The sequence below is a fragment of the Aeribacillus sp. FSL M8-0235 genome (assembly GCF_038000355.1).
Lineage (GTDB): Bacteria > Bacillota > Bacilli > Bacillales > Aeribacillaceae > Aeribacillus > Aeribacillus composti.
Genome location: NZ_JBBOBW010000001.1, coordinates 1,626,200 through 1,649,062 on the forward strand (window position 1 = coordinate 1,626,200; position 22,863 = coordinate 1,649,062).

The window sequence follows — 22,863 nt, forward strand, 5'->3', positions numbered from 1 at the left end:
AATGAGAAGGATTTGTGTCATACCTTGCGGAACAAAAAAAGTATGGGATAAAGAGCCCAGTGCAGGTGCTGTTTCCGCAGAAAAAGCGTATATAGGAGTTTTTCACCGCCTTTGCCAGGCGTATGCTAAAAAATTTTTCGATGAATGGGTGATTTTGTCTGCCAAGCATGGCTTTTTGCGGCCAAATGATTTTGTGCCTGGTCCTTACAATGTTTCCTTTAGCATGAAAAAGCATCCTGAATTAATTACAATCAACCAATTGAAGGAACAAGCGGTTGAAAAAAATTTGTTAGATGTAGATGATATTGTTCTTTTGGGAGGAAAGAAATTCCGTCCATATATAGAACAAGTGTTTACAAATAAGACAGCTTTTCATTATCCTCTTTCCGATTGCAAAGGAATAGGGTTTATGCAGCAAAAGTTGAAACAAGCGATTGATTTTGGCCAAGAAATACAAGAATAATGTCATTCAAGTTGTAATGGGGGAGTATTGATGAAAAAGGAGTTTGCCGTAATCGGGTTGGGGCGGTTCGGCGGAAGCATTTGCCGAACGTTATCGGAAGAAGGAGCAGAGGTGCTTGCCATTGATGTGGATGAGGATCGAGTAAACGAATTTGCCAATATTGTTTCACATGCTGTTGTAGCGGATACAACGGATGAAGCCGTATTAAAAAGCTTGGGAATCAGAAATTTTGATCATGTGATCGTAGCCATCGGCGACAATATTCAAGCGAGCATTTTGACAACCATTATGTTGAAAGAACTAGGAGTTAAGCATATAACGGTGAAGGCTCAAAACGACTATCATGAAAAGGTTTTGTCAAAAATAGGAGCAGATACAGTTGTTCACCCTGAACGGGATATGGGGCGGCGGCTTGCCCATAATCTTCTTTCGAACAATGTGTTGGACTATCTTGAGCTGTCGGAAGAGCACAGCATTGTTGAAATTGCTGCTAACCGCAACATTGCCGGTCATTCTCTCATCGAGCTCGATATTCGTGCGAAATACGGAATCAATATTGTTGCGATTAAACGAAATAACGAAATTATCGTATCGCCGCAAGCTACAGAAGTAATCAAGGCAGGAGATATTTTAATTGTCATCGGAGCTGATGTCGATATTGATCGGTTTGAAAAGAAAGTGCTAGGAGAATAATGAAAACTTATATACATTCTTTCGGAGCTTTAAATGTTTCATCCGCATGGGCAAAATCAAAATCTACTGAAGAATGAACTGAACTTATCCAGTCAAGTAAAAACAATCATTTGAAGCTTACATGGTAATTGAATGAGAAGCAGCTGTCTAGAATGCCCAAAGACAGTTCTTCTCATTCTTTTTTTGTTTGCCGGCTCAAAATCCTTGCTTATTGCAAGAATGTCGTTGTTTTTTCTGGCAATCGAATACATGTCTTCTTTAACTACAAATTGATTTCTTTATTATCTCCCTTTACTGCTGCCACTTGCAGCACCTGCTCCTGAAAAATTCTGATTATGACATTATCCAAGTCGAATTTTTTCATCAAATGTTTTTCAAATGATTGCGTATAAATTTATATGATGGCACAAACGTACATAAAATGTCTTTCTGCTCTTCTATTAAACACTTGTATATCGAAAAAATTAACCATAAAACTTTTCGGTATTTTTCATTTACATGTTTTGATCTCCGTCTTTCTTCTCTGCAAGCACTCACTTTTTCGTTTTTTTATAAGAACTTTTAGCTGACGGCTGCCCGCTTTAAAACCATCTACCTAAAAAAGCAAGAGCGGCCGGATGCTGCGTGTTATGAGCCGACAAAATAACAACTGGACATTTTTGCAAAATAAATCCCTCTTATGTTAAACAGTACGTTCCACTGTCAACACAAGAGGGATCGATCACAAGTTATTACTTAAATTTCCATTATAATTGGCAAGATCATCGGTCGGCGTTTCGTTTTTTCATATAAAAACGGAGCGAGTGTATCGGCGATTTCATTTTTGATTTCCGACCACTGCGTAGTTCTTCTTTCCAATACTTTATTTAAGTGCTTAGTAATCAGTTCTTGGGCATCTTTAATTAAATCTCCGGATTCTCTCATATAAACGAAGCCGCGCGATATAATGTCAGGTCCTGCAGCAATTTTGAACTCTTTCATATTGATGCTGACGACAACGATTACGAGTCCTTCTTCAGATAAAATTTTTCGGTCTCTTAACACAATGTTTCCAATGTCGCCAATTCCGCTTCCGTCAATATAAACGGATCCGGATGGAATTTTACCGGCAATGGATGCTTCGCGGTCGTTCATCGCCAGCACATCTCCGTTATCCATAATAAAACAGTTTTCCTTTGGAACTCCGCAATCGACAGCTAGTTTCATATGCATGATCTGCATTCTATATTCTCCATGAATCGGCATAAAATATTTTGGCTTCATTAGCCGCAGCATTAATTTTTGCTCTTCCTGTCCGCCGTGGCCAGATGTGTGGATGTCATTTAACGACCCGTGAATTACTTCCGCACCGGCGCGGAAAAGCAGATTGATCGTTCTTGAAACCGATAAAGTGTTCCCTGGGATGGGCGATGATGAGAAAACGACAGTATCGCCGGGAATAATTTGGATTTGCCGATGAGTTCCATTTGCAATTCGGGATAGAGCGGCCATTGGTTCGCCTTGGCTTCCTGTACATAAAATCACGACCCGATGAGCGGGCAGACGGTTTATTTCATTTGCATCAACAAACGTATCTTTCGGGCAGCGAATATACCCGAGTTCTTGACCAATTTGGATAGCTGCTTCCATACTTCTTCCAAAAACAGCTATTTTTCGATTGTTTTTAACAGCTGCTTCTGTTACTTGCTGAAGTCGATGAATATTGGATGCAAATGTTGCAAAAATGATGCGGCCGCTTACTTTTCGGAAAATGTCGTGAATGCTTTCGCCGACCCGTCTTTCAGACATTGTAAATTCAGGAATTTCGCTGTTTGTGCTGTCCGATAAAAGACAGAGCACACCTTCTTTGCCGATTTCCGCCATTTTAGTTAAATTTGCAGGTTCCCCGACTGGAGTAAAATCAAACTTAAAATCTCCTGTATGAACGATATTTCCTGCGGGAGTTTTGACAACAATTCCATATGAATCTGGAATGCTGTGAGTTGTACGGAAAAAAGTTACGGCAGTTTTTCTGAACCGAATCACATCATCCTCCTGGATGATGTTTAGTTTAGCTTGTCTTAAAAGTCCATGCTCTTCAAGCTTATTGCGAATCAGTCCGATCGCCAGTTTACCGCCGTAGATTGGTACATTAATTTCCCGCAGCAAATAAGGTATACCGCCTATATGATCTTCATGACCATGTGTGATGAACAAGCCTTTAATTTTTTCTTGGTTTTTTACTAAGTACGTATAGTCCGGAATCACATAGTCAATCCCTAGAAGTTCGTCTTCTGGAAACTTAATTCCAGCATCAATTAAAATGATTTCATCTTGAAATTGCACACCGTACGTATTTTTTCCGATTTCGCCCAATCCGCCGAGGGCGAATGCTGCTACTTGGTCTCTTTTTACAAATTTCATATACTATCATTTCTCCAATACAGAAAAATTTTCGCTTTGTTTTTCAAATTCATAAAACGGACCGCTGATCGGTTGAATATATTCTATGTTTATGGAGCGGCCTTTTAATTTTTCACGAACTTCTCTTTCTGATTCCGCTTCAACGAAAAATGTTTTCGTTCTTTCCCGAACAGGCGGTTCATTCGGGTTTTCCTGATAAAAAACTTTAAACATCATTTGCGTAATCTCTCCTTACTTTCCATGTTAAACTAGCTTTTATTATTATAGTCGATTCTGATGGCAAATCCAACCTTCATTGAAAATAACGAAAACCGGGCTAAAGCCGCCCGGTTTCTTTAAGCAATCGATTTTCTGCGAAGCAATTGCTTCCACTGTTTTTTAATTTTTTTCTTTAAACGTTTTAACATATCAACTCCTCCTTCATTAAGATGTCAAAGTCGAGTCCGATTGTATTTACTTATATTATATGCTATTTTTTTATTTTTTTTATGGCTAAACGTGGAAAAGCTCTATTGACATAAAGCGTTTGCATACTATACCGTTTTGTTTAGTGTAAATAAGGTTTTCACGAAAGAGAAAAGGAGATTGAACATGGGGAAAAAATTTATTTTTTTTGATATAGACGGTACTTTATTGGATCATGATAAACGTTTGCCGGAATCTACTCTTGACGCGGTCACCCGTTTGAAAAAAGCCGGACATCACGTCGCCATCTCAACCGGCCGCGGCCCTTTTATGTTTAAAAAGCTAAGAGAAGAGCTCGAAATCCATTCTTATGTCAGCTATAACGGACAGTATGTTGTGCATGAAGGAGAAGTTATTTATGAAAATCCTTTGAAGGTCGATGCGTTGGAGCAATTAATCGAAGCGACTGAAAATACTGATTACCCGCTTGTATTTTTGAGTGAAGAAGATATGAAAGCAAATGTGGAAGATCATCCGTTTATTCATGAAAGTTTGAAATCTTTGCACCTCTCGCATCCTGAGTACAGACCTGATTATTTTCAAGAAAAACCTATTTACCAAGCGCTTTTGTTTTGCAAAGAAGGAGAAGAAGAACAGTTCAATATTTCTGAAGAGATAAAATTTGTCCGCTGGCACCAGCTTTCAACTGATGTTGTTCCAAAAAAAGGATCGAAAGCAGAAGGGATCAAAAAGATAATGGATATGCTTGGCGTTAGCCGTCAAGATGTGGTTGCTTTTGGAGACGGTTTGAATGATATAGAAATGATCTCGTTTGCTGGAACAGGCGTTGCTATGGGTAATGCTGTTTCGCATGTGAAAAAAGTAGCTGATTTTGTTACAAAGCCTGTTGATGAAGATGGAATATTTTATGCTGCAAAGCAATTGCAGTTGATATAAATCCGAAGCTAAACTTAAAAAAATGCCTTGCAAAGGCGATTTCAAATGGTAGTGTGCACAAAAAATTTCTCTTTATGAACAAAAAATCCCGAAAGAACTATTCGGGATTTTTTGCATGGATTTTCGTTTTGCTTGAAATATTCCGAGGCTTGGATGCCGGGCGCTAACTTCTGGCTTCATCTGTCAATTGGAGTTGCATTTTCCGGTTCTTTAAAAGGATTCTCTTTATTGATCCGATCATAAAACATAATGCCGTTTAAATGATCTATTTCATGCTGAAACACAATAGCGACAAGACCTTTTAAACGAAGGTCGACTTCATTGCCTTCAAGGTCAACCCCTTTGACGCGGATGCGTGCATAACGCGGAACATATCCTGGAACCTCTCTGTCAACGGAAAGGCATCCTTCACCGCTTGTTAAATAACTTTGTTCCACTGAATGGCTTACAATTTTTGGATTGAACAGGCCGTACGAATATAATTTTCCTTTTTCATCCGTCACATGAACGGCAATCATTCGTTTTGATACATTAATTTGCGGGGCGGCAAGACCGATCCCAGGCCGCAATCCATATTTTTCTGCAATCTCTGGATCTTGACTGTTTTTTAAGTATTGAAGCATCTCCGCTAAAATTTTTTTCTCCTCTTCAGAAGCGGGCAATTCCACTTCCTTGGCAACTTGACGAAGAGTTGGATGTCCTTCCTTAATAATATCTTCCATTGTAATCATTGCTAATCACTCCTGAACCTATATCAACAAATTTCATTATACATAAATCTTTTAAAAGAAACAAAAAAAGAATTGCCCGAAAATCGGACAATCATCAATTAATAGTTTAAGCAGGCAGCGCCAACAATAATGAGCAAAATAAAAAGCACAGCGATCAATACAAATGTCCAGTTTGAAACTGGAAAATATCCGTATGATGGGTAATGATAAGACGGATTGTAATAATAATGCATCTCTTTCACCTCCACATAAGGACTCCATATCGCCTTATTTAGGTCAAATGTCTATATCATCGTATGATGAAGCAAAATAAAGGTATAGACGTTTGCCTAGAAGCCTTCCTTATTTATATAAATTCTTCTGTAATTTATATAGAGAAGCAACACGCTCTCCAGATAAATGATTCGCTTCCGTCTGTATCTGTAATAGTGATACAGAATTATCTGTTGTATTAGTACAGATTTAAAAGTAAAAATATTTCCAATTATCTTGAAAGCGTTTTATATATTGTTTTAAAAATAAACAAATTAATTGACGCATGTGAAAAAAGGGTGTACACTATGAAGTGAAATCGATGTGTATTACTATTTTGAATAAAAAAATTAATACAGTTTGTAAAGCGATCTTGCAATGTACTTGACGATTTTGGCAATTAAAGATCCGCAATGTGTGTCTCCATGAACAATTTGGGGTAATCTAGTTTTATGGATGAATTTAAAGGCTGAGAAAATGAAACGAAGAGGTGTGTTGAATGGCAAAAAAGGCGAAAAATGTTGTCGTTGACAGCGAAAAGCAATTTGATGCGATTCGCAAGGAATTCCAAACGTTCCAAATTTTAAACGAAAAAGGCGAAGTCGTGAATGAAGATGCGATGCCTTCCCTTTCTGATGAAGAATTAAAGGAATTAATGAGACGAATGGTATTTACCAGAGTGTTGGATCAGCGTTCAATTTCTTTAAATCGTCAAGGTCGTTTAGGTTTTTACGCACCGACTGCCGGACAAGAAGCATCACAAATTGCTTCTCATTTTGCCTTGGAAAAAGAGGACTTCATTCTCCCGGGCTATCGTGATATACCGCAGTTAGTTTGGCATGGATTGCCTTTGTATCAAGCATTTTTATATTCCCGCGGGCATTTTCATGGAAACCAAATGCCTGAAGACGTAAACGCTTTTTCACCGCAAATTATTATCGGCGCCCAATATGTGCAAGCTGCAGGGGTAGCATTAGGCTTGAAAAAACGCGGCAAAAAAGCAGTTGCTGTTACGTATACAGGTGATGGAGGAACGTCTCAAGGCGACTTTTACGAAGGAATAAACTTTGCTGGGGCATTTAAAGCACCTGCTATTTTCATCGTTCAAAACAACCGGTTTGCAATTTCAACACCTGTAGAGGTGCAAACTTCAGCTGAAACACTTGCACAAAAAGCTGTTGCAGCTGGAATCCCTGGTATACAAGTAGATGGAATGGATCCGCTTGCTGTTTATGCAGCTGTGAAGGAAGCGCGTGAACGGGCAATAAACGGTGAAGGTCCGACATTAATTGAAACATTATGCTACCGCTACGGTCCGCATACAATGGCAGGAGACGATCCAACGAGATATCGGGCAAAAGAGCTTGATGACGAGTGGGAGGCAAAAGATCCGCTTGTTCGTTTCAGAAACTTCCTTCAAGCAAAAGGATTGTGGAGCGAGGAAGAAGAAAACGAAGTTATCGAAAAGGCGAAAGAAGATATAAAAGAAGCAATCAAAAAAGCGGATGAAACTCCAAAACAAAAAGTGACAGACTTAATCAACATTATGTTTGAAGAAGGAAGCTGGCCTTATAACCTAAAAGAACAATATGAAATTTATAAAGAGAAGGAGTCGAAGTGAGCATGGCGCAAATGACAATGATTCAAGCAATCACTGATGCGTTGCGTACGGAACTGAAAAACGACGAAAATGTGTTAGTATTTGGGGAAGATGTTGGTGTAAACGGCGGTGTGTTCCGTGCAACAGAAGGACTTCAAAAAGAATTCGGCCCAGACCGAGTTTTTGATACGCCTCTGGCAGAATCAGGAATTGGCGGCTTGGCAATCGGTTTAAGCACACAAGGCTTTCGTCCGGTAGCTGAAATTCAATTCTTCGGTTTTGTTTATGAGGTTATGGATTCCATTTCTGGACAAATGGCGCGTTTGCGTTATCGCTCCGGGGGCCGCTGGCATGCTCCGATCACCATTCGTTCTCCTTTCGGCGGCGGCGTTCATACCCCTGAGCTTCACGGGGACAGCTTGGAAGGCTTGATGGCGCAGCAGCCTGGTTTAAAAGTCGTTATTCCTTCCACCCCTTATGATGCAAAAGGGTTGCTTATTTCAGCAATTCGGGATAATGATCCGGTCATTTTCTTGGAGCATATGAAGCTTTATCGTTCCTTCCGTGATGAAGTTCCGGAAGAAGAATATACAATTCCGATCGGCAAAGCGGATATAAAACGTGAAGGGAAAGATATTTCGATCATCACTTACGGGGCAATGGTGCATGAATCTTTAAAAGCTGCTGACGAACTTGAAAAAGAGGGCTTTTCAGCAGAATTGATCGATTTACGAACAGTAAGTCCGCTGGATATAGAAACGATTATTGCTTCAGTAGAGAAAACAAACCGCGCGATTGTCGTGCAGGAAGCCCAAAAACAAGCAGGAATTGCTGCTAATGTTGTTGCAGAAATTAATGAAAGAGCGATTCTTAGCTTGGAAGCTCCAGTTTTCCGCGTGGCAGCTCCGGACACTGTCTATCCATTCTCACAAGCGGAAGATGTATGGCTTCCAAACTACAAAGATATCGTTGAAACGGCTAAAAAAGCATTGAATTTCTAATTGGCTAAAAAGAGGAGCATCATCTTTTCTTCTTTTCGGCCATCAACTGAAAATTATTTAGGAGGTTGAAATCTGTGGCTTTTGAATTTATAATGCCGGATATCGGTGAAGGCATTCATGAAGGTGAAATAGTAAAATGGTTTATCAAACCTGGTGATGAAATCAATGAAGATGATGTTCTTTGTGAAGTGCAAAATGACAAAGCAGTAGTTGAAATCCCTTCCCCTGTAAAAGGAAAAGTATTAGAATTAAAAGTGAATGAAGGGGAAGTTGCAACTGTCGGTCAAGTATTAGTCACAATTGATGCTCCAGGTTATGAAAATCAATCAAAAGGCGATGAAAGCGGTGAAGCAGCAAAAGAAGAAAAGCCTTCCACAGAAGAGCAAAAAGTGGAAAGCAACGCTTCACAGTCTGCTTCAGAAGACGTAGATGTTAACCGACGCGTTATTGCAATGCCATCCGTCCGAAAATATGCGCGTGAAAAAGGCGTTGATATTCGATTGGTACAAGGCTCAGGAAACGGCGGGCGCATATTGAAGGAAGATATTGATGCTTATCTGAAAGGTGGACAAGAAGAAGCAAAACCTGTTGAAAACGTGGAAAAAGAAGCTGCAACAGGCGTATCGGCAGGAGAAAAAGCAGCGCCGGCTCCGGTTGTCCTTGAAGGAGAATTCCCAGAAACCCGCGAGAAAATCAGCGGTATTCGAAAAGCAATTGCAAAAGCGATGGTTAAATCGAAGCAAACTGCGCCACATGTAACATTAATGGATGAAGTCGATGTAACAGAGCTTGTTGCACATCGGAAGAAATTTAAAGCTATTGCGGCAGAACAAGGCATTAAGCTTACATATTTGCCTTATGTTGTCAAAGCTTTAACATCGGCACTGAAAAAATATCCAGTATTAAACACGTCGTTTGATGATGAAACAGAAGAAGTTATTCATAAGCACTATTACAATATCGGAATTGCAGCTGATACGGAAAAAGGACTTTTAGTTCCTGTTGTCAAACATGCAGATCGAAAATCGATTTTTGAAATCTCTGCAGAAATTAATGAATTGGCAACAAAAGCGCGTGAGGGCAAACTTACTCCAAATGAAATGAAAGGCGCATCATGCACGATAACCAATATCGGTTCCGCTGGCGGCCAATGGTTTACTCCTGTCATTAATCATCCAGAAGTAGCCATTCTAGGTCTCGGACGCATTTCTGAAAAACCGGTTGTGAAAAACGGAGAAATCGTTGCAGCCCCTGTTTTAGCGCTGTCTTTAAGCTTTGACCATCGAATGATCGACGGTGCAACTGCACAAAATGCGCTTAACCATATTAAGCGTTTATTGCATGATCCCCAATTATTACTAATGGAGGCGTAATAAATGGTAGTAGGAGATTTCCCGATTGAAACTGACACTCTCGTCATAGGAGCTGGTCCCGGCGGCTATGTGGCTGCAATAAGAGCTGCGCAATTAGGGCAAAAAGTTACGATCGTTGAAAAAGGATCTCTTGGCGGCGTCTGCCTCAATGTTGGATGTATTCCTTCTAAAGCATTAATTAGTGCAGGACACCGTTATGTAGAGGCTAAAGAATCAGAAGATATAGGAATAAAAGCTGAAAATGTAACACTAGACTTTTCTAAAGTGCAAGCTTGGAAAGAAAGTGTCGTCAAAAAACTTACAGGCGGTGTTGAAGGCCTTTTAAAAGGGAATAAAGTTGAAATTGTAAAAGGCGAAGCATATTTTGTTGATCGCAACACCGTCAGAATCATAAACGAGAATTCAGCTCAAACGTATAAATTTAAAAATGCAATCATTGCAACTGGCTCCCGTCCAATTGAAATTCCAAGCATTAAATTTTCTGAGCGAGTCATTGACTCAACAGGAGCGTTGTCCCTGCAAGAAGTTCCGAAAAAAATGGTTATCATTGGCGGGGGAGTCATTGGCATAGAGCTTGGAACTGCTTATGCGAATTTCGGCACTGAAATTGTGATTATTGAAGGAGACAAAGAAATTCTTCCAGGATTTGAAAAACAAATGACAGCTCTTGTAAAAAGAGCGTTGAAGAAAAAAGGAAATGTCGAAATTCATACTAGCGCACTTGCAAAAGGTGTTGAAGAAACAAAAGACGGAGTAAAAGTGACATTTGAAGCGAAAGGAAAAGAGCAAGTAGTGGAAGCGGACTATTGCTTAGTTACAGTAGGACGCAAACCAAACACTGATGAACTTGGTCTCGAACAAGTCGGAGTAGAAATCGATGAAAAAGGCTACATTAAAATTGACAAACAGTGCCGGACAAATATTTCAAATATTTATGCTATCGGCGACATCGTTCCAGGACCTTCACTTGCTCATAAAGCTTCATATGAAGGGAAAATTGCTGCAGAAGCGATTTCTGGAAAACCTTCTGAAATCGATTATAACGGAATTCCTGTCATTGTCTTCTCAGAACCTGAGTTGGCTTCTGTCGGATATACGGAACAACAGGCTAAAGACGAAGGAATTGACATCGTGGCAGCTAAGTTTCCATTTGCAGCAAACGGCCGCGCATTGTCATTAAATGCAACCGATGGATTTGTAAAATTGATTACACGAAAAGAAGACGGCCTTGTTATTGGGGCTCAAATCGCAGGTGTCAGCGCATCAGATATGATTGCTGAACTTGGACTTGCGATCGAAGCAGGCATGACGGCAGAAGATATTGCCTTGACAATTCATGGCCACCCGACATTAGGAGAAATTGCAATGGAAGCTGCCGAACTTGCACTTGGAACACCGATTCATATTATAAATAAGTAATGCAGCCCAAAGGGGGCAGTCTAATAAGTCGTTTTTTCGGCTTATTGACTGCCCCTTTTAATGTTATAGAAACGTTGATATATCGGTGTTTATGATTATTTGTTTTCAATGGGGATTTGACTTTTTGGACAACCCCTTTCTTACCTCTAGTCAAGTATTTTTTATTAAATAATTTGGTTAATATAGATTTTATTTTGGAAGGAAGGGGGACCCCTTCCTTCCAAAATAAATTTTCGCATGACAAATAGACCTCACGATTTCCATTTTTTTCGTCAGGTCTTTGTGATATAATCTTACTTACGATTACTGATGCATTGTTGCCTTTTCGTAATCGTATTTCAGATTATGTGTGATAAGGTGATAAGCCGATTTCAAGAACTTATTCACGCATGCTATGGACGCAACTTTATGAGGTTTCCTCTGGGGTTGCGTTTTTAATTTATCATAATAATCTACAATATGATTTTGTGTGTTTTTCCGTAGTTGGATCATGGTCTGGATCATGTAAAATAGAATCTTTCTAAGTTTGTTATTTCCTCTTTTATTAATCTTGTCTTTATAAAAGGTATTCCCAGATTGATATCTCATAATATCAATACCGACGTAAGCATTCAGTTGTTTATGGTTTTTGAATCGTCGAATATCTCCTAATTCTCCAATTAAACGAACTGCAGTCGTTTCTCCGATTCCTGGAAATGAAATTAAAATCTGATACTCTTGTTTATCTTTCGATAATTTAACCATCTTTTGGACAAGTTGATCTCTTTTCTCCTTCAAGTCTGCAATCCGTTTGGCATAATCCCGCACTTGTTCACAGCGAATATCATCTTTTGAAATTGCTGGATACGCTTCTTTTGCTGCTTCGATTAAAGCGATCCCTTTTTCTTCAGCACGTGCCAATGATAAGTTTTTTCTTGTGTTGGCTTTTAAACGATTACGAATCACTGTTTTTGAACAAACTAACACATGATCCGGATGAGGGTATAATTGAACGACATTCAAAAATAAAGCAGAACGTTTACTGAATAGCTTTTCTAACTCGGGAAAACTCAATTGTAGAATCGCATGTAAACGACTATATAAATGCGTCATTTCACTACTTAATTCATCATAATATCTCGTCATTGCACGCATTTGTTTATAATATTCCCCTTCTTGATAAGTTTGTTCACGTTCAACTCTAAAGTGAGTTTTCGCAAGTTCATGAGCGTCGCTTTTATCTGTTTTTTGTCTCCTCATTGAAGCCATTTGAATATTCGCTTCGAGTGGGTTAACTCGATAATACATATAACCTTGATCACCTAAGAATCGTTCTAGTGGTTTTGAATATACGCCTGTTGCTTCAAAGACAATATCAGGTGCCTGTGCATCTTTTTGTGTTAAAGATATAAGGGTTTCGTTTAATTTCTCGAAAGAGTAGCGGTTATGGGTTATTTCACCCTCATATTCGCATTGACGATAACGGTCATAAATGACCATTGTACTTTTCCCCATACTGACATCAAATGCCACTACGTGTTTCATATTTTCTGCCTCTCCTTTTTAGCCAAACATAGAAGTTCTTCACATTGCCTTATTGATTCCATTTTCTTATACACGGTCTCTTCGGACCCAACATACTAAACTGATTCAAATAAGGATGTGAAGTTGGTCTGTTTTTAATACGGACTCTATTTGGTCCCAGGGGATGTTCGACCTTCCTTCACTTCTACTATAAAAAAATAGTAGCACAAACCTTGGCCTAGGTCTGTACTACTAATGTTAGTATGTTTTTTATGATGAAAAATAAATGATGGAACAATTCTCTCACTGTTGTGAAAGTTTTTTCACAAAAATATGTTGTGCAGAGATTTTGAGCACAAATCCTATTTAACTAAAGAATCTTCTCAGCGCTTAATTACCTCAAACCGACATTCTCATTATTCGGAAAGCACTTCTGAGACCGGCTCTACAATTTCATCTTTTGTTGAAACTGATCCTTTAATATGCAAAATGATGCCGTCATGATCCATCACGATAATGGAAGGATATGTTTTAATATTAAACCGCTTAGATTCAGGGTTATCAGCTTGGTAGATCATCATATTGTCCATTTCCTCTGGAAATTGTTTTTTTAAATCTAATAAAGCATCGTAGTAAATTGATTCTTTTTCCATCATTTTTTGGTCGGTAAAAAAAAGAATTTGTTTTTTGTCGGAGCTTGAAATCGAGTGATCGTCTTTCGGATCAGCAATACAAGATGACAATAGAAGCAGTACGGCAACGGTATAGGTATATGCAATAAATTTCACCATTGTCCTACCTCTTTCGTTTAAAGAAAACTGGTAAAATGTGTTCATTTTTTCTTAACGCCATTTTAACATATTTAATTCCGTCACTTTTGAATGTTATGCAAATGTTACAAAAATAAAATATTATTTAAACAAATTAAAAAATTTCAAATCGTGTACGAGAAGTATGATATCTAGAGCGAATGTTTGAGTTGTTGGGTTGTAGACTTTAGATGCACGTAATGGATCATACTCAGCATCATGTAATGCTAATGATCATAAAGATAAAGGTCATTTGAAAGCTACTTTGAACCAAAAAAATGTCCCCATCCCCATATAAAATGTACAAAACTTTAATTGTAACGGATAAAATCAATTTACATATTTTTTAATGCATAAAAAAATAAATGTGTTATACAATTTTCTACTTGACGAATATAATGTGACATATTAATATATAACTATCAGGTCATTTTGTCTCCACTTTATTCTTTATGACGCTATATGGAAAAGGGGAATACAGGATGGGAACAATTGTCTGTCAAGACTGCAATTCAACAATTCATTTCTATGATGATGAAAAAGTTACGGTATTGTATGGTAAATGCAACAATTGCTGTACAGAAAAGAATCGTATAAAAAGCAATCATCAATAACATATTGAATAACACGTGTAACAAAGGGGTTTAAGATAAATGGGCTGTCTTTAAGGCAGCTTTTTTTTATGTAAAGCAAATGCTGGTGATCTTAATGGAATGGATGCTTGCAGGATTGTGATTGAGAGCTAAGACAGAAAAACATCGTTTGAATTCATTTTTTATCAATTCACCTTTGTCTTTTTCAGTAAGTACGGTCATTGCGGTTTTTAAGTGTTAAAACGACAGCGGTGCGGTTTGTAAAGATTGATGAAACATATACCAAATGTCACTTGTGCATAAAAGGTTGGATGAAAAATTTATTGGAGTTACGACAAATTTCGCAGCCAATATTGGAACTGGCAGCAATTCGATATAGCGAAGTTTGTTATCGATGTCTTTTCAATAAAAGTATAAAAAGTGGTGTCTATTCCATTCATTAGGCGGTAAAATGTAGCTAAAGGACTTTTGTGAAAGGAGCTTTACAATGGAGGTAATGGCAGCAAGCGTCTTTTCGGCAATTATTATATTTATTACTGTCTTTTCTATGATAAGGGTATTCATCATCGCTTTTAAGAGGAAAGAAATAACGCTTCGGGAGTTCATCATCTTCACCATATCTTCAATTGTTACAGGTTTAATTATTGCTTCCGTTTTACCGTTTGTTTATCAAAAAATATTTCATTACATCTATTAACTGTTTTTTTAATGAAAGACCTTCCCTACGAAGCAGGAAGGCCGTCGTCCATATTTTAGTTATGTATTAGCACTTTTTACAGAAGCATTCGTAGTCAATTCCTTATTTGAAAGTCCTTTATTTTTCAAAAACATACTGACTCCAATTAAAGATAGCGCTCCGCCAATCATTTGGGAAATAGATGTAGCTTCTCCTAAAAATAAGTATGCTAATATAATTGCCCCTATTGGTTCACCTAAAATACTCATTGAAATCGTCGTAGCATCCAAATATTTTAAAAGCCAATTAAATAATGCGTGACCAAAAATATTGGGGACTAGTGCTAGAAGTACAAATATGCCCCAATCATGAACTGAATAATGAATCAGCGGGATCTCGTAACTAAGATTGTAAATCAATAATACAAATCCACCTATAAAAAACACGCAAAAACTATATATTGATGTTGGAATTTTTTTGCATAATACTTGTCCAAAAAGCATATGAATGGCTACTGCTAACGTTCCTGCTAATGAAAGGAAATCTCCATATAATGCTTTTGTAGAAAGATTAATATCTCCCCATGCAATAATGATTGAACCGCTAACAGCTATAATAATACTCACAATCCCAATAAGGTTTGTTCTCTCTTTAAAAATAAAATACGCTCCGATCATAACAAATACAGGCTCTAACGTAGTTATAATCATTGAACTTGCTACTGTTGTATATCTAAGGGAATCCATCCAAAATAAGAAATGAAAACCTAGGAAGATTCCAGATAAAAATAGTTGAATCCAATCCTTCCATTGAATGTTAATAGCTCCTGTTTTGATTTTCTTCCAAGGGAGAAACGGCAGCATAACGATCACCGTAAAAAGCAGTCTATACATTCCTAATATAGATGCAGGCGCATCAGACCATTTAACAAAAATAGAAGAAAATGAAATAGAAATAACACCAATTAGTAAAATAAAAATAGGTGGAACGGGAAATTGATATTCTTTCATTGTTGTCGCTCCTCGTATACTAAGTTTCAGAAAGTTTTTTTATCGAATTTCCAGTCCGATACGCTCCTTGACAATCGCATATCTTGGGTGGTTGCCTTTGTGGGAGGGGCGCGCCCCTCCCACAAAGGGTTGAGCGTACCGGGGTTGGACTTTTCGCAATGTTCCTGGATAATGGTCTTAGGATCATCGGGGATACTCTTCTCACTCCTGTAGCTTTGACTACTTGTAAAGTCTGTCTCCTCGGCCCCTGTTTGGACGTCTAACCCGCAGGCTGTTCCCGTTGGTTTTCCCCATGCTGGAAGGAGCAGCTTCCAGGGCAGCCCATGGTCCAACGTGAGTTCTCATATGCGAGGGTGACTGGTCAACAGGCGCGATCCGGGGGCATCCCGAAGAGTCCTACCCCTCGATCCTACAACAATAGGAGGTGATCTCATGAAACTCTACGTCGGGATCGACGTGAGCTCACGCGACTTAGCCACCTGCATTATGGATCATGAAGGAAATACGTGCGCACGCTTCAAAGTGGATAATCATCTTCTGGGCGCCACCTTCCTTCGGGATCAAATCCTCCTGTGGGCTAACAAGCGAAAGCCAACCGAAATTCTGATCGGGATGGAAGCCACCTCGGTCTACAGTTGGCATCCAGCTATGTTTTTCCACCAGCAGGAGGCCTTGCAGGCTTGGAACGTCAAGGTGTTTACGATCAATCCAAAGCTCATTCGCAAGTTTAAAGAAGCCTATGTCGACTTGGAGAAAACGGATGACATCGATGCTTGGATCATTGCGGATCGGCTTCGCTTCGGCCGTCTGAAGATGACGGCTGTCCTCAAGGAGCAGTTTCTCGCGCTTCAGCGACTGACACGCATGCGATATCATCTCGTCCACCAGTTAACCCGTGAGAAACAGTATTTTCTCCAGCACTTGTTTTACAAATGCAGTTCCTTTACCCAAGAGGTGGACAGTTCGATCTTCGGACATGCCATTCTCGAACTGCTGCTTGAGTCGTGGAGCCTCGATGACATCTGCCAAATGGATGTCAAGCAGTTGGCCGACTTCCTGCGCCAAAAAGGGCGCAATCGCTTTGCCGATCCGGAATGCATCGCCAAGTCGATTCAAAAGGCGGCCCGTTCGTCGTATCGGTTGTCCAAGTGTGTCGAGGATTCCATCGACTTGCTGTTAGGGCTGTCGATTCAATCAATCCGCAGCCTGCAATCGCAGCTCAAAGAGCTCGATAAAGCCATTACCCGCCATCTTGAAGGCATTCCGAACACACTGCAAACCATCCCAGGCATCGGACCGGTTTATACCGCAGGCATCCTGGCCGAAATCGGGCAAATCGAGCGGTTTCACAACCAGGCCGCCTTGGCAAAATATGCCGGCTTGACATGGTCCAAGCACCAATCGGGCCGTTTTCAAGCCGAGGACACCTCCCTCATTCGTTCCGGCAATCGCTATCTCCGTTACTACCTAGTGGAGGCTGCCAACTCGGTGCAACGGCATGATGCGACGTTTCGTGCGTACTACCGGAAGAAGTATGAGGAAGTGCCCAAACACCAACATAAACGAGCCCTCGTCCTCACCGCTAGAAAACTCGTGCGTGTGATCGATGCGCTGCTACGCAACGGTCAAATCTACACGCCAAGAAAGGGGGAAGATCGATAAGAGGATCGATCTGGTATACCAATATCAACCTTTAGACCCAGTTTATTACATGTACCAATACTGGGTTTCTTCAGTATTGCCTTTTTTCGGATCATCGGACAAGGGAATTTCCAATTTCTATGATTTTTCACCTTGACATATTACCGCAGGACTTTTAAAAGAATTGAATATTATTATAAATTAAATACGGTAATGGTTTTAGCCATTACCGCAGCAAAATTATTTTATGATCGATCTTCAGCAAAATTTGGTTTCATCCGTTTTTCGACTTGTCCTCGAATGTATGGATTTATAAAGCTTCTTCATCGATTTCTCATTTAATCGGTTTATGCTCTTTAATAACGCGAATGTACGAAAGAGTTGGATCTTCTGTACCTTGAACAGGCAGGCCGGCATCTAAATTTTTTCGGATGTAATGTAAATTTTCTTTAGTGATGATTTCTCCTGGTATGAAAATCGGTATGCCCGGTGGGTACACCATGACAAATTCTGCAATAATGCGTCCGACAGATTGTTCAAAAGGCACCATTTCCGTCTCTGCATAAAAAGCATCTCTAGGTGTCAGCGCCAAAACAGGAATATCGGGCAGAAGGACAGAGACTTCCGCTTGCTTGTTTGCCTGATGGGAAAATTCTTTTGACAAAGCACGAAGCGCTTTTATTAAAAGTGATGTTTCATATTCTGTATCACCGGGCGTGATCAGACAGAGCAGATTGTACAGATCGGAAAGCTCCACTTCAATGTTGTAATGTTCTCTTAACCACAGCTCTGCATCATATCCCGTTATGCCTAGTTCCTTCACAGAAATAATTAATTTTGTCGGATCATAATCATACGTTGCATTCGTTCCCAAAATTTCTTCTCCTACACAATATAGATGATCAATTTTGTTAATTTCGTATCTTGTCTGATTCGCCAATTGAATCGTTTGCTCTAATAATTCATAGCCCTTCGTTGCCAGCTGCTTTCGAGCTGCATCCAGTGATGCAAGAAGCAAATAGGATGTCGATGTCGTAGTCAGCATGCTTAAAATCGATTGAACACGATCAGGAGACACAAGACCTTCCCGAACATTTAAAATAGAGCTTTGCGTCATCGATCCTCCCAGCTTATGAACGCTAGTTGCCGCCATATCTGCCCCTGCCTGCATGGCGGATAATGGCAGCTTGTCATGAAAATGAATGTGGACGCCGTGCGCTTCATCTACAAGAACAGGGACATTATATGAATGAGCAATATTTACGATTTGTTTTAAATCAGCTGAGATTCCGAAATACGTTGGATTAATGACTAAAAGCCCTTTTGCATCAGGATATTGCTGAAGAGCTTTTTCAACTGATTCTGTCGTTATTCCGTGAGAAATGCCGAGGTTTTTATCCACTTCAGGATGTATAAAAACGGGGGAAGCCCCTGAAAAAATTATTGCTGACATGACCGATTTATGAACATTTCTTGGAACAATAATTTTATCTCCAGGTCCGCAAACCGACAGGACCATTGTCATAATGGCTCCGCTCGTACCTTGTACCGAGAAAAAGGTGTGATCGGCCCCGAAAGCTTCAGCAGCCAATTTTTGTGCTTCTTTAATAATTCCTTTTGGCGAATGAAGATCATCCAAAGGACCGATATTAATTAAGTCCATCGCGAGAGCATTATGTCCGATAAATTCTCGGAATTTTGGCTCCATTCCGGCTCCTTTTTTATGGCCGGGAATGTGAAATTGAATTGGATTTTTTTGAATATGTTCTAAAAGACCTGTAAACAATGGTGTATCATGCTGTGACAATTTTCCTTTTCACCTACTTTTTAAAGGTTCCCCAAAATTAAAAACAAATGAAATTATAGCACTTTCCTATAAAACCTGCAAAAGGCACTGAATATGGTTTTGAAAATCTTTGTGCTTCTCTTTGTTTTGAGCTACGTTTTTATAAAGAAGGAATTTAATGCGTGGAAAAAGAATAATACGAAATGGGGAGGGGGAAACATGGTATTTTCAACAAAAATTACCGAATTGCTAGGGATTAAATATCCGATCATTCAAGGGGGACTTGCTTATTTAGCGTATTCAGAATTAGCAAGTGCAGTAAGCAATGCAGGAGGGCTCGGTCAAATCACGGCTATGTCTCTTCCGAATCCAGCTGCGCTTCGAGAGGAAATACGGAAGGTGAAACAAAAAACGGATAAGCCGTTTGGAGTGAACTTCGCCATCGGTCAGCATGGCCGTCCATTTTCCGATATGCTTGATGTGGCGATTGAAGAAAAAGTGCCGGTCATTTCCATCACTGGCGGGAACCCGGCTCCGCTTTTTGACCAATTAAAAGGTGTCGATGTAAAAAAACTAGTTCTCGTTGCGGCAAGAAGACAAGCGGAGAAAGCGGAAGAGCTTGGAGCAGATGCAGTGATGGTCGTCGGACAGGAAGGCGGAGGTCATTTAGGAAAAGACGATATCGGCAATTTCGTATTAATTCCACAAGTAGTGGAAGCTGTCTCCATTCCGGTGATTGCTTCTGGAGGCATTGCGGACGGGAGGGGACTAATGGCAGCATTGGCTCTTGGAGCTGAAGGGATTGAAATGGGAACTCGTTTTATTGCAACGAAGGAATGCGTTCATGCACACCCGTTATATAAAGAAGCAATTGTCAACGGTACTGAACTTGATACCGTCATTATTAAAAGGTCGTTAGGGGCACCAGGTCGGGCGCTTCGAAATAATTGGACCGAAAAAATTTTGGAAATTGAAAGAGAAAGAGGAGATTATGAGTCGCTAAAAGATTTCATTAGTGGAGAAGCGAACAAAAAATATATTTATGAAGGCAAAATCGAGGAAGGATACGCATGGGCCGGTCAATCTATAGGGCTGGTAAAAAATATTCCGTCCGTTGCGGAACTGTTTGACGAAATCATTGAACAGGCGAAAGAGATAAGGCGGAAATGGTCTAGCATTGCTTAATTGTTTTTCAAAAGAAATAATGGTCAGCGATGCAGTGCATCCTGACCATTTTTAAACAGTGCTTTTTTGTGTGATTTGATAAAGCGGCATTAACGTTTTAAACGTCTCGTCAACCTTTTCCAAAAATTGCTCCCTGCTCATAGAGAGAACTTCATTTTTTGGAAGGTTGATGCCGCATAACATTTCTGCTTTTTTCACCGATTGCAGACGTTGAAAAATTCGTTGAAAATCTTCGTCAGATAAATTTTTTTGTTTTTCCGCATCCGGTTTTGTATGATCGGCTGACCAGAAATAATCTTCAGGAATTTGCTTTCGAATTTGCCGCCAATTCTGTAGAAATTGTTTTCCGATTTCTTCTTTCACAGGGGATTCATAAATAATGGCAAACCAAACAAAGACGTGTGTGCTCCATAATCCGATTTGAAAATGAGGGAGCTTCTTATAACCCCGTTTACTGTTTGCAAATGCAACCCATGTGTCATTGGGAGGATGAACGGTACGGCGGGCATGTTTTGCTACATGATAAAATATTTCATCTCCCGTCAAAGCAGACAAAGTAGGTGCAAAATGCTGTCCCAGCGCTTCAAGTTTTGGGCGCACCCGTTTTTTTAGCTCGTCCATTCTCGCTTCTAAACCGTCTATTTGAAAAACTTCAAAATCTTCCTTCACAAATGGCACAAAATCCATAAAAATCCTCCTTGTGTTGTTTGTCCACATTGTAGCACAAACCGACAGAGAAAGAAAAATAATGTGGGTGAAATATTGCAATGAAAAAGGTGAAAAACTTGATTTTCTCCATTTCTTTACAGTATGCTAAAAAAGGTGATTGAATAGAAAGTGGGTAAGATAGATGAACTGGCATGAAATAGATCAAAAAGCAAAGCAATGGATTTATGAGGCTGGTGAAAGAATTCGCCAATCATTTCAACAAAAGCTGGTCGTTGAAGCGAAATCAGGTCCAAACGATTTAGTGACGAATATTGACCGGGAAGTAGAGCATTTCTTTTGGGAAAATATTCGCAAAACGTTTCCGGAACACAGCATTTTAGGAGAAGAAGGTTCCGGTCATGAATTGAAATCATTGGACGGTATCGTTTGGATAATTGATCCGATTGACGGCACAATGAATTTTGTACATCAAAAGCGGAATTTCTGCATTTCGGTTGCTGTTTTTGCGGATGGTGTCGGTCAAATAGGACTGATTTATGATGTCGTCAGAGATGAAATGTACCATGCGATAAGGGGGAACGGCGCCTATTTAAACAAAACGGAGCTTCCGCCGTTACAAAAGAAAACAATAGAAGAATCCATCATCGGCTTGAATGCATCATGGCTGGTGGAAAACAGACGAATTGATCCAGCAATATTAAGTCCGCTTGTCAAACGTTTAAGAGGAACGAGATCATTTGGTTCAGCCGCTCTTGAATTTGCCTATGTAGCTGCAGGCAAGCTGGACGGCTATATTACAATGAGACTTGCTCCTTGGGATTTTGCGGCAGGTTTAATCCTTGTCGACGAAGTAGGCGGGGTTACGACAACGCTTGACGGAAAACCAGTCGATTTGCTTAAAAAGCAAAGCATTTTCACCGCTAACCAAACCATTCATCAACAAATTATCGAGGAGTATATTAAAGGGAAAATATAAAGCTGCAAATGCTGTTGACAGCTTATAGATCATCATAGCTTGCTAAAAAACAAGCATGAAGAAAGCAGTATAAAAAGTCTCTTATAAAAATATGAAAGAATTGGTATCGTTCGGCAAACTTCACATCGTGATGGCAGGCGAGAAAAATGGAACAAGTGTGGAGCAATGAAATGTTGTAGCAATCAACGTTTTGTAAATAGGGCTAAAAATCGGGTTGTTTAAAAATTTACATAAAATGGAACTTTTTTGTATCCATTCCATTTCTGGCTGGTCTTTTGAAAAAGGCTATTGTAAATGAATTTTAGCTAAAACCGAACATATTGTGAAACAAAAGATGGGTCTTTGTAGGTTTGAAAGAAACTAATGCCATGTAATAAAGCCCCTCTATCAGTAGAGGGGACGATCTATGTATCATAAACCGTTTGAAAGTATAAAATGGCCGATGCCAAGATGTAAATTCTTTATAATAATCCTCTCTCTCGCATTTTCTTTTTCTGGGTAAAGCCGAGTCCAAATACAATAATAATTCCAATGATGCTAACAACTACTCCCAACAGGCTGCCAGCCCCTATTGCAAAGCCGACCGACACAATAAGCAGCGCCGCAATGGTGGCGAGAACCCAAAATATCCATTTTCCGTTGCCCATTCCCATCCTCCTTTCATCAATCCAAGACGAAAACCATTAATAGCCTTTAAGCCTCTTTCCATCTTTAGTTT

The 22,863-nt window shown here is 39.6% G+C and carries 22 protein-coding genes; 12 read left to right on the forward strand and 10 right to left on the reverse strand.

Annotated features, from left to right (window positions below):
- Position 1: 1 nt before the first annotated feature.
- Both NSQ71_RS07865 and NSQ71_RS07870 read left to right on the forward strand, forming a co-directional pair.
- Positions 2-463 (forward strand): DUF6884 domain-containing protein, encoded by a 462-nt coding sequence (locus NSQ71_RS07865; protein WP_130157983.1) that lies wholly within the window; start codon positions 2-4, stop codon positions 461-463.
- A gap of 27 nt (positions 464-490) precedes the next feature.
- Positions 491-1,156 (forward strand): potassium channel family protein, encoded by a 666-nt coding sequence (locus tag NSQ71_RS07870; protein WP_269467019.1) that lies wholly within the window; start codon positions 491-493, stop codon positions 1,154-1,156.
- Positions 1,157-1,891: 735 nt separating this feature from the next.
- On the opposite strand, the gene rnjA is transcribed toward NSQ71_RS07870, so the two are convergent.
- Together rnjA and NSQ71_RS07880 are read right to left on the reverse strand one after the other, a co-directional pair.
- Positions 1,892-3,559 (reverse strand): ribonuclease J1, encoded by a 1,668-nt coding sequence (gene rnjA, locus NSQ71_RS07875; RefSeq protein ID WP_063389638.1) that lies wholly within the window; start codon positions 3,557-3,559, stop codon positions 1,892-1,894.
- A gap of 6 nt (positions 3,560-3,565) precedes the next feature.
- Positions 3,566-3,775 carry a DNA-dependent RNA polymerase subunit epsilon gene (locus NSQ71_RS07880; RefSeq protein ID WP_063389639.1) on the reverse strand — a complete coding sequence of 70 codons (210 nt, stop codon included), beginning with the start codon at positions 3,773-3,775 and terminating at the stop codon, positions 3,566-3,568.
- A gap of 375 nt (positions 3,776-4,150) precedes the next feature.
- Between NSQ71_RS07880 and NSQ71_RS07885 the strand changes: the two genes are divergently transcribed.
- Positions 4,151-4,921 (forward strand): Cof-type HAD-IIB family hydrolase, encoded by a 771-nt coding sequence (locus NSQ71_RS07885; RefSeq protein WP_340733616.1) that lies wholly within the window; start codon positions 4,151-4,153, stop codon positions 4,919-4,921.
- A gap of 176 nt (positions 4,922-5,097) precedes the next feature.
- On the opposite strand, the gene def is transcribed toward NSQ71_RS07885, so the two are convergent.
- Both def and NSQ71_RS07895 read right to left on the reverse strand, forming a co-directional pair.
- Positions 5,098-5,652 (reverse strand): peptide deformylase, encoded by a 555-nt coding sequence (gene def, locus NSQ71_RS07890; RefSeq protein ID WP_063389641.1) that lies wholly within the window; start codon positions 5,650-5,652, stop codon positions 5,098-5,100.
- Positions 5,653-5,750: 98 nt separating this feature from the next.
- Positions 5,751-5,885, reverse strand: coding sequence for a YjcZ family sporulation protein (locus NSQ71_RS07895; protein WP_130157987.1), 135 nt, complete (start codon positions 5,883-5,885; stop codon positions 5,751-5,753).
- A 518-nt stretch (positions 5,886-6,403) separates the two neighbouring features.
- Between NSQ71_RS07895 and pdhA the strand changes: the two genes are divergently transcribed.
- From pdhA to lpdA, 4 genes are all read left to right on the forward strand, one after another.
- Positions 6,404-7,525 carry a pyruvate dehydrogenase (acetyl-transferring) E1 component subunit alpha gene (gene pdhA, locus NSQ71_RS07900; RefSeq protein WP_063389642.1) on the forward strand — a complete coding sequence of 374 codons (1,122 nt, stop codon included), beginning with the start codon at positions 6,404-6,406 and terminating at the stop codon, positions 7,523-7,525.
- 2 nt (positions 7,526-7,527) lie between these two features.
- Entirely contained in the window at positions 7,528-8,505 is a 978-nt protein-coding gene (locus NSQ71_RS07905) for an alpha-ketoacid dehydrogenase subunit beta (protein ID WP_340733617.1), read from the forward strand.
- A 74-nt stretch (positions 8,506-8,579) separates the two neighbouring features.
- The gene (locus tag NSQ71_RS07910; RefSeq protein WP_063389644.1) at positions 8,580-9,878 is read left to right on the forward strand and encodes a dihydrolipoamide acetyltransferase family protein; all 1,299 of its coding nucleotides are present in this window, start codon (positions 8,580-8,582) and stop codon (positions 9,876-9,878) included.
- 3 nt (positions 9,879-9,881) lie between these two features.
- On the forward strand, positions 9,882-11,297 hold the full coding sequence (gene lpdA / locus NSQ71_RS07915; RefSeq protein WP_066251282.1) for a dihydrolipoyl dehydrogenase: 1,416 nt from the start codon (positions 9,882-9,884) through the stop codon (positions 11,295-11,297).
- A 303-nt stretch (positions 11,298-11,600) separates the two neighbouring features.
- Here the strand turns inward: lpdA and NSQ71_RS07920 are convergent, their stop codons facing one another.
- Both NSQ71_RS07920 and NSQ71_RS07925 read right to left on the reverse strand, forming a co-directional pair.
- Positions 11,601-12,821 (reverse strand): IS110 family transposase, encoded by a 1,221-nt coding sequence (locus NSQ71_RS07920; protein ID WP_063388609.1) that lies wholly within the window; start codon positions 12,819-12,821, stop codon positions 11,601-11,603.
- A gap of 395 nt (positions 12,822-13,216) precedes the next feature.
- Entirely contained in the window at positions 13,217-13,591 is a 375-nt protein-coding gene (locus NSQ71_RS07925) for a hypothetical protein (RefSeq protein ID WP_066250224.1), read from the reverse strand.
- A gap of 500 nt (positions 13,592-14,091) precedes the next feature.
- Here NSQ71_RS07925 and NSQ71_RS07930 point away from each other — a divergent pair, with 500 nt between their 5' ends.
- Together NSQ71_RS07930 and NSQ71_RS07935 are read left to right on the forward strand one after the other, a co-directional pair.
- Positions 14,092-14,223, forward strand: coding sequence for a GapA-binding peptide SR1P (locus tag NSQ71_RS07930; protein ID WP_327862993.1), 132 nt, complete (start codon positions 14,092-14,094; stop codon positions 14,221-14,223).
- Between the two features lie 466 nt (positions 14,224-14,689).
- On the forward strand, positions 14,690-14,899 hold the full coding sequence (locus tag NSQ71_RS07935; protein WP_130158509.1) for a hypothetical protein: 210 nt from the start codon (positions 14,690-14,692) through the stop codon (positions 14,897-14,899).
- A gap of 59 nt (positions 14,900-14,958) precedes the next feature.
- Here NSQ71_RS07935 and NSQ71_RS07940 read toward each other — a convergent pair whose 3' ends face one another.
- Positions 14,959-15,888, reverse strand: a complete 930-nt coding sequence (locus tag NSQ71_RS07940; protein ID WP_340733624.1) for a DMT family transporter — start codon at positions 15,886-15,888, stop codon at positions 14,959-14,961.
- A 432-nt stretch (positions 15,889-16,320) separates the two neighbouring features.
- Here NSQ71_RS07940 and NSQ71_RS07945 point away from each other — a divergent pair, with 432 nt between their 5' ends.
- On the forward strand, positions 16,321-17,550 hold the full coding sequence (locus NSQ71_RS07945; RefSeq protein ID WP_027725928.1) for an IS110 family transposase: 1,230 nt from the start codon (positions 16,321-16,323) through the stop codon (positions 17,548-17,550).
- 313 nt (positions 17,551-17,863) lie between these two features.
- Here the strand turns inward: NSQ71_RS07945 and NSQ71_RS07950 are convergent, their stop codons facing one another.
- Positions 17,864-19,336 carry an aminotransferase class I/II-fold pyridoxal phosphate-dependent enzyme gene (locus NSQ71_RS07950; RefSeq protein WP_066250238.1) on the reverse strand — a complete coding sequence of 491 codons (1,473 nt, stop codon included), beginning with the start codon at positions 19,334-19,336 and terminating at the stop codon, positions 17,864-17,866.
- A gap of 198 nt (positions 19,337-19,534) precedes the next feature.
- On the opposite strand from NSQ71_RS07950, the gene NSQ71_RS07955 reads away from it, so the two are divergent.
- Positions 19,535-20,500, forward strand: a complete 966-nt coding sequence (locus NSQ71_RS07955) for an NAD(P)H-dependent flavin oxidoreductase (RefSeq protein ID WP_063389650.1) — start codon at positions 19,535-19,537, stop codon at positions 20,498-20,500.
- Positions 20,501-20,551: 51 nt separating this feature from the next.
- Here the strand turns inward: NSQ71_RS07955 and NSQ71_RS07960 are convergent, their stop codons facing one another.
- A complete protein-coding gene (locus tag NSQ71_RS07960; RefSeq protein WP_340733628.1) occupies positions 20,552-21,187 on the reverse strand; it encodes a YktB family protein in 636 nt (211 codons plus the stop codon).
- 163 nt (positions 21,188-21,350) lie between these two features.
- Between NSQ71_RS07960 and NSQ71_RS07965 the strand changes: the two genes are divergently transcribed.
- On the forward strand, positions 21,351-22,145 hold the full coding sequence (locus NSQ71_RS07965; RefSeq protein WP_311067229.1) for an inositol monophosphatase family protein: 795 nt from the start codon (positions 21,351-21,353) through the stop codon (positions 22,143-22,145).
- Between the two features lie 461 nt (positions 22,146-22,606).
- On the opposite strand, the gene NSQ71_RS07970 is transcribed toward NSQ71_RS07965, so the two are convergent.
- Positions 22,607-22,792: a DUF5325 family protein gene (locus NSQ71_RS07970; RefSeq protein WP_063389653.1), complete on the reverse strand. Its 186-nt coding sequence runs from the start codon at positions 22,790-22,792 to the stop codon at positions 22,607-22,609.
- Positions 22,793-22,863: the final 71 nt, after the last annotated feature.

Bases quoted from the DNA above. Each gene is read 5' to 3' on its own strand.
- NSQ71_RS07865 (WP_130157983.1), top strand. From the start codon at position 2: ATGAGAAGGATTTGTGTCATACCTTGCGGAACAAAAAAAGTATGGGAT.
- rnjA (WP_063389638.1), bottom strand. From the start codon at position 3,559: ATGAAATTTGTAAAAAGAGACCAAGTAGCAGCATTCGCCCTCGGCGGA.
- NSQ71_RS07880 (WP_063389639.1), bottom strand. From the start codon at position 3,775: ATGATGTTTAAAGTTTTTTATCAGGAAAACCCGAATGAACCGCCTGTT.
- NSQ71_RS07885 (WP_340733616.1), top strand. From the start codon at position 4,151: ATGGGGAAAAAATTTATTTTTTTTGATATAGACGGTACTTTATTGGAT.
- def (WP_063389641.1), bottom strand. From the start codon at position 5,652: ATGATTACAATGGAAGATATTATTAAGGAAGGACATCCAACTCTTCGT.
- NSQ71_RS07895 (WP_130157987.1), bottom strand. From the start codon at position 5,885: ATGCATTATTATTACAATCCGTCTTATCATTACCCATCATACGGATAT.
- pdhA (WP_063389642.1), top strand. From the start codon at position 6,404: ATGGCAAAAAAGGCGAAAAATGTTGTCGTTGACAGCGAAAAGCAATTT.
- NSQ71_RS07905 (WP_340733617.1), top strand. From the start codon at position 7,528: ATGGCGCAAATGACAATGATTCAAGCAATCACTGATGCGTTGCGTACG.
- lpdA (WP_066251282.1), top strand. From the start codon at position 9,882: ATGGTAGTAGGAGATTTCCCGATTGAAACTGACACTCTCGTCATAGGA.
- NSQ71_RS07920 (WP_063388609.1), bottom strand. From the start codon at position 12,821: ATGAAACACGTAGTGGCATTTGATGTCAGTATGGGGAAAAGTACAATG.
- NSQ71_RS07925 (WP_066250224.1), bottom strand. From the start codon at position 13,591: ATGGTGAAATTTATTGCATATACCTATACCGTTGCCGTACTGCTTCTA.
- NSQ71_RS07930 (WP_327862993.1), top strand. From the start codon at position 14,092: ATGGGAACAATTGTCTGTCAAGACTGCAATTCAACAATTCATTTCTAT.
- NSQ71_RS07935 (WP_130158509.1), top strand. From the start codon at position 14,690: ATGGAGGTAATGGCAGCAAGCGTCTTTTCGGCAATTATTATATTTATT.
- NSQ71_RS07940 (WP_340733624.1), bottom strand. From the start codon at position 15,888: ATGAAAGAATATCAATTTCCCGTTCCACCTATTTTTATTTTACTAATT.
- NSQ71_RS07945 (WP_027725928.1), top strand. From the start codon at position 16,321: ATGAAACTCTACGTCGGGATCGACGTGAGCTCACGCGACTTAGCCACC.
- NSQ71_RS07955 (WP_063389650.1), top strand. From the start codon at position 19,535: ATGGTATTTTCAACAAAAATTACCGAATTGCTAGGGATTAAATATCCG.
- NSQ71_RS07960 (WP_340733628.1), bottom strand. From the start codon at position 21,187: ATGGATTTTGTGCCATTTGTGAAGGAAGATTTTGAAGTTTTTCAAATA.
- NSQ71_RS07965 (WP_311067229.1), top strand. From the start codon at position 21,351: ATGAACTGGCATGAAATAGATCAAAAAGCAAAGCAATGGATTTATGAG.
- NSQ71_RS07970 (WP_063389653.1), bottom strand. From the start codon at position 22,792: ATGGGCAACGGAAAATGGATATTTTGGGTTCTCGCCACCATTGCGGCG.